18 protein-coding genes and 1 riboswitch are annotated in these 14,864 nt (G+C 28.5%); of the genes, 16 read left to right on the top strand and 2 right to left on the bottom strand.

Annotated elements, in window-relative coordinates; translation table 11 throughout:
* Positions 1-28 precede the first annotated feature (28 nt).
* The gene (locus tag ACQZHJ_RS11730) at positions 29-688 is read right to left on the bottom strand and encodes a TVP38/TMEM64 family protein (RefSeq protein WP_430485743.1); all 660 of its coding nucleotides are present in this window, start codon (positions 686-688) and stop codon (positions 29-31) included.
* A gap of 90 nt (positions 689-778) precedes the next feature.
* Here ACQZHJ_RS11730 and ACQZHJ_RS11725 point away from each other — a divergent pair, with 90 nt between their 5' ends.
* Positions 779-1,045, top strand: a complete 267-nt coding sequence (locus tag ACQZHJ_RS11725) for a hypothetical protein (RefSeq protein WP_430485742.1) — start codon at positions 779-781, stop codon at positions 1,043-1,045.
* A 164-nt stretch (positions 1,046-1,209) separates the two neighbouring features.
* The gene (locus ACQZHJ_RS11720; protein ID WP_430485741.1) at positions 1,210-2,199 is read left to right on the top strand and encodes a polysaccharide deacetylase family protein; all 990 of its coding nucleotides are present in this window, start codon (positions 1,210-1,212) and stop codon (positions 2,197-2,199) included.
* A gap of 33 nt (positions 2,200-2,232) precedes the next feature.
* Here ACQZHJ_RS11720 and ACQZHJ_RS11715 read toward each other — a convergent pair whose 3' ends face one another.
* Complete coding sequence (locus ACQZHJ_RS11715) at positions 2,233-2,529, bottom strand: hypothetical protein (RefSeq protein WP_430485740.1); 297 nt, start codon at positions 2,527-2,529, stop codon at positions 2,233-2,235.
* Between the two features lie 255 nt (positions 2,530-2,784).
* Between ACQZHJ_RS11715 and ACQZHJ_RS11710 the strand changes: the two genes are divergently transcribed.
* The 14 genes from ACQZHJ_RS11710 (at position 2,785) to ACQZHJ_RS11645 (ending at position 14,813) form a co-directional block, all read left to right on the top strand.
* Positions 2,785-3,735 (top strand): ABC transporter permease, encoded by a 951-nt coding sequence (locus ACQZHJ_RS11710; protein WP_430485739.1) that lies wholly within the window; start codon positions 2,785-2,787, stop codon positions 3,733-3,735.
* Complete coding sequence (locus ACQZHJ_RS11705) at positions 3,728-4,690, top strand: iron chelate uptake ABC transporter family permease subunit (protein ID WP_430485738.1); 963 nt, start codon at positions 3,728-3,730, stop codon at positions 4,688-4,690. The genes ACQZHJ_RS11710 and ACQZHJ_RS11705 overlap by 8 nt, the downstream gene beginning before the upstream one ends.
* Positions 4,690-5,445, top strand: coding sequence for an ABC transporter ATP-binding protein (locus ACQZHJ_RS11700; protein ID WP_430485737.1), 756 nt, complete (start codon positions 4,690-4,692; stop codon positions 5,443-5,445). The genes ACQZHJ_RS11705 and ACQZHJ_RS11700 overlap by 1 nt, the downstream gene beginning before the upstream one ends.
* A 36-nt stretch (positions 5,446-5,481) precedes the next feature.
* The gene (locus ACQZHJ_RS11695; protein ID WP_430485736.1) at positions 5,482-6,438 is read left to right on the top strand and encodes a siderophore ABC transporter substrate-binding protein; all 957 of its coding nucleotides are present in this window, start codon (positions 5,482-5,484) and stop codon (positions 6,436-6,438) included.
* Positions 6,439-6,552: 114 nt separating this feature from the next.
* On the top strand, positions 6,553-7,203 hold the full coding sequence (locus ACQZHJ_RS11690) for an alpha/beta fold hydrolase (RefSeq protein WP_430485735.1): 651 nt from the start codon (positions 6,553-6,555) through the stop codon (positions 7,201-7,203).
* Between the two features lie 61 nt (positions 7,204-7,264).
* Complete coding sequence (gene msrB / locus ACQZHJ_RS11685) at positions 7,265-7,708, top strand: peptide-methionine (R)-S-oxide reductase MsrB (protein ID WP_430485734.1); 444 nt, start codon at positions 7,265-7,267, stop codon at positions 7,706-7,708.
* Between the two features lie 15 nt (positions 7,709-7,723).
* Positions 7,724-8,023, top strand: a complete 300-nt coding sequence (locus tag ACQZHJ_RS11680) for a DUF6483 family protein (RefSeq protein ID WP_430485733.1) — start codon at positions 7,724-7,726, stop codon at positions 8,021-8,023.
* Between the two features lie 37 nt (positions 8,024-8,060).
* Positions 8,061-8,870, top strand: a complete 810-nt coding sequence (locus tag ACQZHJ_RS11675) for a RelA/SpoT domain-containing protein (RefSeq protein WP_430485732.1) — start codon at positions 8,061-8,063, stop codon at positions 8,868-8,870.
* Positions 8,871-9,171: 301 nt separating this feature from the next.
* Positions 9,172-10,875, top strand: a complete 1,704-nt coding sequence (locus ACQZHJ_RS11670) for an MFS transporter (RefSeq protein WP_430485731.1) — start codon at positions 9,172-9,174, stop codon at positions 10,873-10,875.
* Between the two features lie 47 nt (positions 10,876-10,922).
* A riboswitch (TPP riboswitch) is annotated at positions 10,923-11,023 on the top strand.
* A gap of 124 nt (positions 11,024-11,147) precedes the next feature.
* On the top strand, positions 11,148-11,342 hold the full coding sequence (thiS, locus tag ACQZHJ_RS11665) for a sulfur carrier protein ThiS (protein ID WP_430485730.1): 195 nt from the start codon (positions 11,148-11,150) through the stop codon (positions 11,340-11,342).
* 97 nt (positions 11,343-11,439) lie between these two features.
* Complete coding sequence (gene thiF, locus ACQZHJ_RS11660) at positions 11,440-12,246, top strand: sulfur carrier protein ThiS adenylyltransferase ThiF (RefSeq protein WP_430485729.1); 807 nt, start codon at positions 11,440-11,442, stop codon at positions 12,244-12,246.
* A gap of 1 nt (position 12,247) precedes the next feature.
* Positions 12,248-13,012, top strand: coding sequence for a thiazole synthase (locus ACQZHJ_RS11655; RefSeq protein WP_430485728.1), 765 nt, complete (start codon positions 12,248-12,250; stop codon positions 13,010-13,012).
* A gap of 13 nt (positions 13,013-13,025) precedes the next feature.
* Positions 13,026-14,129 carry a 2-iminoacetate synthase ThiH gene (thiH, locus tag ACQZHJ_RS11650; protein WP_430485727.1) on the top strand — a complete coding sequence of 368 codons (1,104 nt, stop codon included), beginning with the start codon at positions 13,026-13,028 and terminating at the stop codon, positions 14,127-14,129.
* 102 nt (positions 14,130-14,231) lie between these two features.
* Positions 14,232-14,813, top strand: a complete 582-nt coding sequence (locus tag ACQZHJ_RS11645) for a thiamine phosphate synthase (RefSeq protein ID WP_430485726.1) — start codon at positions 14,232-14,234, stop codon at positions 14,811-14,813.
* Positions 14,814-14,864: the final 51 nt, after the last annotated feature.

Here is a 14,864-nt window from a genome sequence, read left to right as displayed (position 1 = left end):
GCAAAGGTTTAATAAAGCCTTTGCTTTTTTATGAAAGTTCATTTTTATCAATATGCTTTTTTATATAGACCTTCTTTAAAATTATTGAGAAAAGTATAAATAATATTAGTAAAGTTATAGAAAGATAAATACTTGTTTTGTTTAACCCTATCCATTGAGCACCTAAATTAACAAAGACAATAATTCCAGGGATGGTTCCTATTAGTGTTCCAAGAATGAAATCTTTAAAAGATATCTTTGTTAGTCCAGCACCATAACTTATAAGATCAAATGGGAATAAGGGAATAAGTCTTAATAATAAAATCATAAAGAAACCATTATCTTTTATAAGTTCTTGAATATTCTTTAGCTTAGGATTATTACTATCTTTTATAAATTTATGTCCAAAATATCTAGAGATAAAGAATGAAATAGTAGAACCGATTAAAGCACCTATAAGAGTATAAAAACTTCCTTTAATTAGTCCAAATAAGCTACCTCCCAATATTGCTAAAAGTGAATCAGGGAATAGTGTTAGTGGAACAAGTGAAAATGCAATGATGTACATCAAAGGAGCAAATATTCCAGCTTTAAGTATAAATATTCTAATATTATCTATATTTAATAAATCTCTATTTATAAAGGCGAAGGCTAAAAATATAATTATAGCTATTAATATGAGAATGAAAAATTTATTAAATTTTTTCATTTATAATCATCCTTTATATTTATTTCTTAATTTTTATTGTAAAATAAAATTATTATATTGTAAAACATACAGATTTTTGAGGGGTGAGGTATGTTGATTAAAGATTTTATTATGAGTGCAGTTATAATAGTGTGCTTATTATATCTTCTATATATTTGTTATTCAAAATATATAGAAAATAAGCAAGAATATTTTAAGATATTAACAATGTTTTTTGTAGTAGAGGTAGTTAGAAGAAGTTTAATATATGGAAAGGTCAATGGGAAAATAGTTAGTATTGTATCTATTTTTCAAATTTTTCTTTTAATAATAAGTTGTTTGATATATATATTAAACAACTTAAGAAATATACAATAATATAATAAAAAAATGAAAAGTTTTATTGTTAAATATAGATATTAAGATTAAATTAATAAAATGTAACTATTTTGAAATGATAAAAACTAGTTTTTAAAAGATAATATTAAATGGATGGACAAGTATATTATTAAAAGTTAATAGAGGATAACATAGGAGGAAAAATGAGTAGAGGGATATTTTCAAAGAGAAGGAAAGGTCCAAATAGAGGAGACATTCTTAAAGTATTGTTAGGAATTATAGGTATAATTATTTTATTATGGATTGGTACAAAAGTTATAACTATGATAGGAAGTAGTCCTATAAAGAATGAGGCGGCAGAAAAGCCAAAGGTTGAAGAGGTAAAACCTAAGCCAGATGATGTAATGCCTGGGATGAACGTGACATATGAAGGAGATAAGTATGGAGTAGATGCTAAAGATGTAGAGGAAATGGTTAATGGAACATATGAGGGTGATGGGAAATATGTCTTTTTAACTTTTGACGATGGGCCTTCAAATGGAACAGAAAAAATATTAAATATATTAAAAGAAAAAGATGTTAAGGCTACATTTTTTGTCTTAGGAAGCAGCATAGAAGATAATTCGAAAAGACAAGAGTTCTTAAAGGAAGAGATAAAGTCAGGGAATGCAATTGCTAACCATAGTTATAGTCATGATTTTAAGAAATTATATCCACATAATAATTTAAATATAGATGTTTTTATGGATGAGTTTAATAAAACTAATAATATAATGAAAAGTATTATTGGAGAAGAGTTTGATTGTAGAGTATTAAGAATGCCAGGGGGATATGGAACAAGAAAATACTATAAAGATCCATCATTACAAGCTTTTGATAAAACATTAGAAGAGAATGGAATAGTTAATGTGGATTGGAATGCATTAAATGGAGATGCAGAGGGAAAACCATACTCACCAGAAGAAATGATGAATTATGTTAAGAAAACTTCGAAGGGAAAAGATCATGTTGTTATTCTTATGCATGATGCAGCTGGAAAAGAAAAAACAATAGAAATTCTTCCACAAGTTATAGATTATTTTAAAAGTGAAGGATATGAATTTAAAACAATAAAAAATAGTTCAAAGGTTGGAGATTTCAAAGTGCAAGATTCAAATAAAGCAAACGAGTCTAAAACAATTGAAGATAAATAAAAAATAAGAGTATCATTAGAAAAAATGATGCTCTTATTTTTTTTGTCCTCTTAACTGCCATTCCCAAAAAGCTCTTATAGTTAATTCATAAAGTTGTTTTTTTTCTCTTTTAGTAAAAGCTTTGCTTATAAACAACAACTCAATTTCTTTAGATAATAACTCTAAATATTCTTCTTTGTTTTTACAATGATATTCTATTTCTTTGGAATCTATTTTTTCATAGTTAGTAGAATGTTTGTTTGAGAGCCAACTACATTGTTCTTTAAAGTGACCTTTGGATATCATTTTGTTGGTTTTTAGTTGAACTTCTTTAAGGTTATCGGTATTCATTGACAAAACTCCTTTGTTGGTAAAAATAACCATATAAAGTATATATTCTTGAAATAATTTTAATATCCTCTATAAAATATATAAAAAGTTAAAAAAATACTTTTGTATGTATAAAATATGTCTATTGCTAACAAATTGTAAAAGAGAAAAAATATATATTGACTGTGATAATCATTATCAGTAAACTATACAAGAAGAAAGAAGTAGATAAATCTTATTAAAAGATATCAGTTATTTAAAAGGAGTTTTATAGATATGAAAAAGAGGTACTTAGTTTTAGTTTTAATTATTTTGTCATTTATTTCTCTTTTCATAGGTGTTTATGATATAAGCTTTAATGATATTACAAGTGGAAACATAGATAAAATAGAAGTAATGCTTATAAGTAGATTACCAAGACTTGCAAGTATAATATTTGCAGGGGTTGGCCTTAGCATAGGAGGAGTAATAATGCAGCAAATAAGTAATAATAAGTTTGTTTCTCCAACAACAGCAGCTACAATTGATTCTGCTAAACTTGGAATTTTGTTTGCTTCATTATTATTTGGTTCAGTGACACTTATGCAAAAAATGATATGGGCCTTTATCTTTGCTATGATAGGAACTTTTATATTCATGAGAATATTGAAGAAGATAAAATATAAAAATGCTGTATTCATTCCGTTATTAGGAATAATGCTTGGGAATGTAATAGGAGCAATTACTGATTTTATAGCCTATAGATATGATATGGTTCAAAATATGAATTCATTTTTGCAAGGAAGTTTTTCGGGAATATTAAGAGGAAATTATGAACTTATGTACCTAACTATTCCTTTAATAATATTAGCCTTATTATATGCTAATAAATTTACCATCATAGGTATGGGAGAAGATATTTCAAGAAATCTTGGATTAGATTTTAATAAAATTGCTAACATAGGAATCTCTATAGTAGCAATGATATCAGCAGTAGTTGTAATAACTGTTGGGAATATACCTTTTGTAGGACTTATAGTTCCTAATATTGTTTCTTTGAAGATGGGTGACAACCTAAACAAGAGTATATGGCATACTGCACTATTTGGAGCAATCTTTGTACTTATATGTGATATAGTTGGAAGACTTATTATCTTCCCATATGAAATTCCTATAAGTGTAACTGTTGGAACGATAGGAAGTATAGTATTCCTTTATCTTATATTTAGGAGGAACAGTAATGACTAAAGGGGTCTTAAAAAGTGATAAAAGAAAATTAATTATATTAGGAGTTATGGCAATAGCAGTTGTTTTACTTTTCTTGTTTCAAGGACTTAATGCAAATAATTTTGATTATAACTTATCAAAAAGAATACCAAAAGTAATAGCAATAATTATAACCGGAGGAGCAATAGCTTATTCATCAATGATATTCCAGACAGTAACAAACAATAGAATTTTAACACCAAGTGTTTTAGGCTTAGATTCATTATATGGCTTTACACAAACACTCTCAGTATTTGCTTTCGGGACAAGCAGTATAGTTATGCTAAATCCTAAAGTAAACTTTGGAATATCGGTAATTTGTATGATTTTAGCTAGTATGGTTTTATACACATTTATGTTCAAGAGAAATAGTAATATATATTTTTTATTATTAGTAGGAACTGTGCTAGGAACTTTATTTAGAACGCTTTCAACCTTCATGCAGGTATTAATAGATCCTAATGAATTTGAGACATTACAGACTACTCTTTATGCAAGTTTTAATAATGTAAATACAGATATATTATTTATAGTTATTGTGATTGTTTTATTAATATTTGCATTTATGTATGATGACATAAGGAAATTAGATGTTTTACTTCTGGGAAGAGAAAATGCAATAAATCTAGGAATAGATTACGATAAGCTTTCAAAGAAAATTTTAATAGTAGTAGCTATATTGGTATCAGTATCAACAGCTTTAGTTGGACCAATTACTTTCTTAGGAATACTTATAGTAAATCTTTCTTATGAGTTTTTCAGCACATACAAGCATAGCGTACTAATATCAGGAGCTTCCTTAATGGGAATAATAGCCTTAGTTGGAGGGCAGTTTGTGGTAGAAAGAATATTAAACTATACAAGTACGGTAAGTATAATAATAAACTTTATAGGTGGATCATACTTCTTATATTTATTGTTAAAGGAGAGTAAGTAATGATAGAAATAAAAAATTTAAGTAAGAAATATGGGGATAAATTTGTTGTTGATAATGTTTCATTTAATATAAATAAAGGTAAAATAACATCTTTTATAGGACCAAATGGAGCAGGAAAAAGTACAGTTTTATCAATGATATCTAGAATTATGAAAAAAGATAATGGAGAGGTAATAATTGATGGAACAAAGCTTGAAGATTGGAATGATAAAGAGCTAGCTAAGAAGATAGCAATATTGAGACAGTCTAATAATATAAATGTTAGATTAACCATCAGAGAACTTGTTGGATTTGGTAGGTTTCCACATAATGAAGGAAGACTTACTAAAGAAGATGAGGAGTTTATAGATGAAGCTATAAAATACATGCAACTTGAAGAAATTCAAAATAGATATTTAGATGAACTTTCAGGGGGACAAAGACAGAGAGCTTATATAGCTATGGTTATAGCTCAAAATACTGAGTACATACTTTTAGATGAACCACTTAATAATCTTGATATGAAACATTCTGTTAAAATGATGAAGGTTTTAAGAGGATTAGTAAATGACTTAAATAAAACTGTTGTAATAGTAATGCATGATATAAACTTTGCATCATTCTATTCAGATAATATAGTTGTTTTAAAAGATGGAAAAATAGCAAAAAATGCTGATACATCAAAAATAATAAATAAAGATTTCTTAGAGGATATCTATGAAATAGATTTTGAAATAAAAGACTTTAATGGAAATAGATTATGTGTTTATTTCTAATATAATAAAATTTTCAATACATAGGAGGCAGTATATATGAATAAAAAAGTTTTAGCTATAGTAGGGATAAGTATAGCAGTAGTTGCAGGCGGTTTTGCACTATTAGGAAAGAGTGGGGAGTCAACTAAAGTTTCAGCAGGCGTTGAAATGGTCAAGGTTTCCCATAGAAAAGGAGAGATAGAGGTTCCTAAAAATCCAGAGAAGGTTGTTGTTTTAGATTACTCTTCATTGGATATTATAGATGAAATGAATAAAGAGTCTAAAGTTGTAGGATTACCAAAAAGTAGTTTGCCAGATTATTTAGATGAGTTTAAAGGTGATGAATTTAAAGATTTAGGTTCATTAAAGGAATTTAGTTTAGAGACTATAAATGAATTAGATCCAGATTTAATAATAATTGAAGGAAGACAAGAAAAGCAATATGATGAGTTATCAAAAATAGCTCCAACACTATTCTTAGGTAGAGAAGGAAATGACCATTTTGGTTCACTAAAAAATAATGCAAAAACTTTAGGTGTTGTATTTGGAGAAGAAAATTTTATTGATGAAAAAATGAATGAAATAAATAAAAGAATAGAGGGGATATCTTCAAAAGCTTCTAATTTAGAAGAGAAAGCATTAGTAACAATGGTTTATGATGGAGAAATAACTACTTTTGGAAAAGAGTCAAGATTTGGAATGATTCATAATGAGTTTGGATTTAAGCAAGTAGATGAAAATATAGCCACTGAGGATCATGGACAAACAGTTTCAAATGAGTATATAGCAAATATAAATCCAGGATATTTATTTGTAATAGACAAAGGTATAATATCAAGTAGTAAACAAGAACCAGCTAAGGATATTATAGAGAATGAATTAGTTCAAAGAACAGATGCTTATAAAAATGGAAACATAACTTATTTAGATACTAAAGCTTGGTACTTAGGGGGACCAGGGTTACAATCAACAGATGTAATGTTAAGTGAAATAGAAAAGTCATTAAATAAATAATATAATTTAACTTAGGTCATAGTAATTTTTAATGAGAACTATGACCTAAGTTTTTTATTGCTTGAAAAATTTTGGTATATAATTATAATATAATAAAAAGAAGGTGTAAAAATTATGAGAACTTTTAATATAGAAAAAGATTCAATGTGGGGATGTGCCACGAAAAATAAATTTATATGTAATGATAGTGATAAGTTAGTAGTCTTACTACCTGGTATGGGATACAATCTAGATAAAGCATTAATGGATTATAGTAAGCAATTAGTTTTAGACTTAAAGTTTGATTATTTAGGTTTAGAATATGGCTTTCAAGCTAATAAAAAAGAGTTTGATAGAAATAATAAGGAAGAAGTTAGAGAATTAGCACTAGAGAGTTTAGATGTTATCTTAAGTGTAATTGAATTACAAGGTAGAAGGCATAAAAAAATAATATTTATAGGAAAAAGTTTAGGAACAGTTCTGCAAAATTCATTAGGTGAGAAGATTAAGAGTATTCAGGAAGTTAAGATAAAAGATGTTTATTTAACTCCTGTTAATAAAACTGTTGAAACTGGAATAAGAGAAGGATCTTTAGTTATAACAGGAAGCAAGGATGCTTTAATCACAAAAGAAAATATTGAGAAAATAAAAGAACTAAATGGTTTAGAACTTGTAGAGGTTGAAGGTGCTGGACATTCTCTATGTGTAAAGGGAGAAGTACTAAGTAGTATAGAGGTTCTAAAGGAATCTATAGGTAAAATTAAAAATTATTTACAAAGAATATAAATAATATAGCACGGTTATTATAAAGGGATGGAAAATTATAAATAACTAGGAGTTGAGAATTTTGAAATATTCTAAAAAAGAAAAAGATGAATTGAAAGAAATATTAACAGAGGAACAATATTATGTAACTCAAGAAAATGGAACAGAAAGACCCTTTACAAATGAATACTGGGAATTTGATAAGGAGGGAATATATGTAGATGTAACCACTGGAGAGCCTTTGTTTACTTCTAAGGATAAATTTCCATCATCATGTGGGTGGCCAGCTTTTTCAAAGCCAATAGAAAGAAGGGTTATAAAAGAAAAAGTTGATAAGACTCATGGTATGATTAGAACAGAGGTTAGAAGTAGATTAGGAGATTCTCATTTAGGGCATGTATTTTGTGATGGTCCAGAAGAGTTAGGTGGATTAAGATACTGCATAAATTCTGCATCTTTAAAATTTATTTCTAAGGAAGAATTAAAAGAAAAGGGATATGAAGAATTTTTAGAGATATTTGACTAAAGAAGAGGTGTTTAAATGGGATTTTTATTTAATAATGATGGTGACAGTGATTTTAAGTTAAGTGATACTTATTCAAAAGATGATATATTTTGGATAACATTGAGAGGACTTATTTCAAAAGGAAAAATCGATGAAGCTGAGGATATGCTTTTTGGAGAGATTGAAAATAACCCCAGTGAAGAAGTATATGAAATAGGTGAAAAGATGTATGCTCTTTTATCAAAGAAAAGTGATGAGGAGCTTGTTGAGTATAACTTCTCTAGAGAGGAAATAGAGTTAGGCTTACAGGATTTAAAAAAGATAATGAGAAAATAGATTTGAATTTATTTCATGGACTAAGGGGAGGTATCTTATGAGAACTTTAAGCAATAAGAGCTTTTTAGAAAAATATCCTCATGCTGAGGAAATAATAGAGAGAAGTAATATTGAGTTTAAAAATTTAGAGGAGATATTTTACGATTTTGTTAAGTTTGAAAGTTCCTATGAAAATCAAGCTGATTTTATAGCTAATATATTGCGTTCAAATGAAAATGTCCATTCTGTTAAATCAAGAATAAAAAACCCAGAGAGACTTATTGAAAAGATAATAAGAAAGACAGATGATAGGAGAAGCAAACACGGTGGAGATTTTCAATTCACTGTTGATAATTATAAAAATGAAATAACAGATTTAATAGGAATAAGGGTATTACATATATTTAAAGACCAATGGAGAGATATTCATGATTTTATAATGAAAACATGGAATATCATAGAGATAACAGCAAATATAAGAGATGGAGATGATAGATTTATCTTTGATGATTTAGGAATAGAGGTTATTTCAAGACCATCTGGTTATAGATCTGTTCATTATCTTGTAGAGTGTTATCCAACTAATCAAAAGGTGATTGCTGAGATACAGGTTAGAACTATATTTGAAGAGGGTTATGGAGAGATAGATCATAGGCTTAGATACTCACATACAGAAATTCCAGAAATATTAAAGTCAAATCTACTTTTATTTAATAGAATAGTTGGAAGTGCTGATGAAATGGCATCTTTAATTAATCAACTTAACAATAGTTTAGATGATAAGTGTAATTACTATGAAAGCAAGCTTAGAGAGAAAGATGAAGAAATTAAAAAATTAAAGGAAGTAATAAATAATAGAGAAATATAATTATATGGCAGTACTGAAGCTCATTTAAAGTTTTGGTACTGCTATTTTAATACAGTATGAACAAAATATTAACGAAATGTTAATAAGATAAAGAAAACTTTTAGCTAAAAGGGTAAAATAAAGAAATTTGAACCTATTTGCCTTTTGAACTTGAATTTAAAAAGGAGTAATATGAACATAGTTCATTGTGAATTGTATTAATAGTATTTAAAGTTATTATTTCTTTAAAATAGATTTTATACTAAGTTTTGTAAGTTAAATAAGATTAATACAATTCATAACTAAGAAAGGTTGTGAAGAAATGAATAAAAAATCAACTGCTATAACTATGCTTGTATTTCTACTAGGTATATTTATGGGAGCAATTGATTCAGGTATTGTATCACCAGCTAGAGATATAATAGCTAATGGATTAAATGTTTCACAAGATGCTAGTGTATGGGTTGTAACAATATATACTTTAGCTTATGCTGTTTCAATGCCAATAATGGGTAAACTTTCTGATAAATTTGGTAGAAAGAAAGTTTACATGGTATCAATAATTTTATTTGGATTAGGTTCTTTATTATGTGGAGTTTCAGATTATGTAGGTAGTTATTCATTCCTATTAGCTTCAAGAGTTATAGAAGCAATTGGTGGCGGTGGTATAATGCCAATAGCTACAGCATATATAGGAACATCATTCCCAGTGGAAAAGAGAGGATCAGCTTTAGGAATGATTGGTGGAGTATATGGAATAGCAACAGTTATAGGACCAACTTTAGGTTCAGGGATACTTTCTATATTCGGAGATAAAAACTGGGGATTTTTATTCTTGGTAAATGTTCCAATAAGTATAATAATATTACTTTTAGCAACTAGATTAGAAGAAAATACTTCAACTGAAAAGGCTAAGAAATTAGACTTATTAGGTTCAGGCGTATTGGCTGTGTTAATATTATCTTTAATGTACGGAGCTACAAACTTAAAATTCTATGATTTTACGAATTCAATAAAATCAACTGAAGTTTGGCCATATTTATTAGTATTTGTGATTTCAATACCAGTGTTAGTTTGGGCTGAAAAAAGAGCAGAAGATCCAGTTATCAACTTATCATATTTTACTAATAAAGAGATTGCAATAACTTTAATATTAAGTTTTGTAGTAGGTTGTGGATTAATGGCAACAGTATTCATTCCTCAATTTAGTGAAAATATATTAAAAACACCAATGGGAAGTGGAGGATATATAACTACTATATTTGCAGTGTTTGTAGGTATTGCAGCACCTTTAGGTGGTAAGTTTATTGATAAAATAGGGGTTAAGAAAGTATTATTAACAGGTTTGTTTTTAGTTATAATAGGTAACCTTTATCAAGGATACATAACAACAAAATATCCTGGTATGATGAATTTAATAATAGGACTAGCTATCATGGGATTTGGATTAGGTTTCTCTATGGGAACTCCAATAAACTATTTAATGCTGAGTTTAGTTCCAGATAAAGAAGCTACAGTAGGACAATCAGCAGTATCCTTAGTTAAATCAATAGGTATTGCAGTATCACCTAATATACTTATTAACTTTATATCAGATGCAGGAAGAAGAGTTCCAGATGCATTACAAAAAGTTATGCCACATATGGATGGAATGTCAAATGCCATGACAAATGCAAGTGGAGCATCTACAAGTTTATCAAATGCAATGAGCAATGCAAGTGTTACTAATATTTTTAGTATTGTAAAGGAAATGGTTAAGTCTCAATTTGCAGCTTTAGGAGATAAATTTGCAAATAATCCTCATGTGAATATAAATATGATTCAAAATTCATATATGGATAAATTAGATAGTGCTAAAGGAGCAATAGAGGGTGCATTCCAACATACAATGAATACAGGTTATACTAAGTTATTCTTAACATGTGCAATAATAGCTTTAGTTGGATTAATACTAACATTTATGTTAAATAATAAATTAATAACTGCAAAAAATAAAACATTAAAAAAACAAGAAAAAAATAATTGATAAAAATTTTCTATTGATGTATTATAAAGTAAATTAAATAAATTTTAAGATATTGCTAGGGGTGCTGTAAAAAGCTGAGAGGGAGAAATCCTAACTCTAATAACCTGATTTGGTTAATACCAACGTAGGGAAGTATATTTTAGACTTTGATTCATCATAGTCAATAGAGATATTATGATTGATTAGAATATATTTTTTAAAAGGTTTAGCAATAATTGCTAAACCTTTTTTCTTTGGGTTAAAGCAATATTAAGAGGAAAAGAGGTGGGAATATGAAAGTCAATGGAAAGCAAATGGATAAAAAGGATTTAAAGACTATTTCTGATTTGTTAGAAAAATTAAATGTTAATAAAAATAGAGTAGTAGTTGAGTTGAATAGAGAAATAATTAAAGTTGAAGACTTTGATGAAATCCTATTAAATCATGAAGATTCTATAGAAATAATAGCTTTTGTAGGTGGAGGCTAAGAGCGTGTGATTATATTTTAATTAGATATAAAGTTTCTTATTAAAATATTTAAGGGAAAGAAAATTTAGAAATAGTATTTTAGAGAGTTGAGAGCTTATGAAAGTAAAAGTTAATGAAAAGTGGATTGAGGTTTGCGAAAGTAAAGATTTATATTCTTTAAAGAAAGAGGTTTTAGAGGAAGCAGATATTGTTGTTTTAAATGGATATCCAATAAATGAAAATAAGGTGTTAAAAGAAAATGATAGAGTTGTTTTTATAAAGAAAGGAATTGTTCCAACCAAAGATGAATTGGAAGCATTAATGGTTTCAAGACATAGCCCAGGAGTTCATGAAAAGCTTAAGAAACTTAAGGTTTGTATAGCAGGCTGTGGAGGACTTGGATCAAACATAGCTATTTCTCTAGCAAGATTAGGTATTGGATATATTAAACTTATAGATTTTGATGTGGTTGAGCCTTCAAATTTAAATAGACAACAATATTACATTGATGATATAGGAGAGTTTAAATCACTTGCATTAAAGAAGAATATAGAGAGAATAAATCCCTTTATAAAAGTAGAGGCTGAAGTCATGCTTATTACAGAAGACAATATGGATGTATTAAATGAGGTTAATGTAGTTTTAGAAGCTTTTGATAATGCTGAGTATAAGGCTATGCTTTCTAATTATGTTTTAAGAAATATGAGAGAAAAGTACCTAATAGCAGCTTCTGGTATGGCTGGATTTTATGATTCTAATTTAATAAAGACAAGGAAGATTACAGATAAGTTTTATCTTTGTGGTGATGAAGTTAATGAAGCTAAGGAAGGGGATGGGCTTATGGCTCCAAGAGTAGCTATATGTGCCAATCATATGGCAAACTTAGTTTTAAAAATTGCAGTAGAGAAATGGGAGGAAGTATAAAATGGACAAGTTAATCATAGGTGGAGTAGAAATAAAAAATAGACTTTTTGTTGGATCAGGAAAGTATCCTTCAAATGAAATAATAAAAGATGTGCTAAAAGGAAGTGGGGCACAAGTTATAACACTAGCTTTAAGAAGAGTAGATTTAGATAATAAGGAAGAGGATATTCTTCAAAATATACCAAAGGATGTAATCTTACTTCCTAATACTTCTGGGGCAACTAATGCTGAGGAAGCAATAAGAATAGCTAGAATAGCTAGAGCTATGGGCTGTGGGAATTGGATAAAGATAGAGGTTATTTCAGACTCTAAGTATTTACTTCCTGATAATGAAGAAACAATAAAAGCTACAAAGGTTTTAGCTGATGAAGGGTTTATTGTTTTACCATATATGTGTCCAGACTTATATGCTGGAAGAAGATTAATAGAAGCAGGAGCAGCTGCTGTTATGCCATTAGGGGCACCAATAGGAAGTAATAGAGGAATAAAAACTAAGGAGCTTATTCAGATTATGATAGATGAGTTAGATATTCCTATAATAGTTGATGCTGGTATAGGTAAGCCATCACAGGCTATGGAAGCTATGGAAATGGGTGCAGCAGCTTGTTTGGTTAATACAGCTATAGCATCTTCAGAAAATCCAATAGAAATGGCTAGAGCTTTTAGCATGGCTGTAGAAGGTGGAAGATTAGCTTATGAAGCTAGACTGGGAAGAGAATCTAAATTTGGAAATGCATCATCTCCATTAACAGGATTTTTAGATTAAGGGGATGAATGAAGTGAGTTTTTATGAAGTAATAGAAAAATATAGAGAGTTTGATTTTAATAAATATTTTGAAAGTGTACGAAAAGGGGATGTACTTAGAAGTATATATGAGAGAAATAAAAGCGAAGAGGATTTATTAAATTTACTTTCTCCAAGAGCTACAGAAGTTTTAGAAAATATGGCTCAAGAAGGACGAGAGCTTTCTTTAAAATATTTTGGGAAAACAGTTTTATTATATACGCCAATGTATATTTCAAATTATTGTATAAATAAATGCTCTTACTGCGGATATAATGTTGAAAATAAGATTTGTAGAAGAAAACTTAATCAAGAAGAAATTAAAAAAGAAGGGAAATTTATTTCAGAGGAAGGTTTTAAGCATATTTTGATATTAACGGGGGAAAGTGAATATCACACTCCGGTTGAATATATAGAAGAAAGCATAAGGACTTTAGGCGAAATGTTTCCTTCTATAACCTTAGAAATATATCCAATGACAGAAGATGGATATAAGAAAGCTGTTTTAGCAGGGGCAGAGGGGCTTACTGTTTATCAAGAGACATATGATGAAGAGGTTTATGATAGAGTGCATATAGCAGGCCCAAAAAAAGATTATAAATTTAGATTGGATGCTCCTGAAAGAGGGGCTAAGGCTGGCATGAGAAGTTTAGGGATAGGTGCATTACTGGGACTTTCTGATTTTAGGGTTGATGCTTTCTTTACAGCTTTACATGGAAGGTATCTAAGAAAAAAATATCCTCATATAGATATAAGTTATGCATTGCCTAGAATAAGGCCTTGTGAGGGAGGGCTTAAGGAATTGAATGCTGTTAGTGATAGAGATTTAGTTCAGATGATTTTAGCATACAAGTTATTTGATCCACAAGGAGGGATAAACATTTCAACTAGAGAAGAAAAGGAGTTTAGAAGAAATTTAATACCACTAGGGGTAACTAAAATAAGTGCTGGAGTATCAACAGAGGTAGGTGGACACTCATTAAAAGAGAAAGGAACTTCTCAGTTTGATATAAGTGATGAAAGTTCAGTAGAAGATGTTAAAGAACTAATAAAATCAAAAGGATACCAACCAATATTTAAAGATTGGCATAGATTTTAAAATTTAGTTTATAAATTAATATAAAACTTATAAATTTATAAAAGTAATAGTAAACTTTTTAGGATTTATAGGTTTTATTATTTTATATAAGGGAGAATTTACATGTTTTTAATAAGTAACAGAAATTTAGTGAATAAGGAAATGTATTTTGAAACTTTGAATAAAGCTAGTAAACTAGGGGTTAAAAATATCATCTTGAGAGAAAAAGATTTAAATGATGAGGAATTCTTTAGCTTGTATTCTAAAGTGAAATCTCTAATTTCTAGTGATACTAATTTAATAATAAATTCTAATGTTGATGTTTTTAAAAGAGTTGATGAAAAATATATTCAACTACCTTTTGAAATATTTATTAAGAGAAGAGTGGAGATTACGGATAAGAAGATAATAGTATCTATTCATTCCGTTGGAGAGGCTATTGTTGCAGATAATTTAGGTGTTGAATATATAATGGCTTCTCCAATTTTTGAAACTGAATGTAAGCCTGGTACTAAAGGGAAAGGTGTTGATTTTATAAGAGAGCTTAGACAAAAGGTTAAATGTAAAATCATAGCATTAGGAGGAATAGATAAAAATAATTATAAAGAAGTTTTAAAGGCTGGAGCAGATGATTTTGCATGTATGTCAATTTTATTTAAATGTAATGATATAGAGAATGAAATAAAAGGTTTTGAGTTTTTTTAGTAAATTAAAGTTTGGATTTTTAATTGGTTATTACTTTAAAACTAGAAGGGT

Origin of the sequence: Clostridium sp. B9, assembly GCF_050509515.1 — a bacterium.
GTDB lineage: Bacteria > Bacillota > Clostridia > Clostridiales > Clostridiaceae > Sarcina.
Note: the sequence above shows the minus strand (reverse complement) of the source record. Positions and strands in the feature narration are given on the sequence as shown.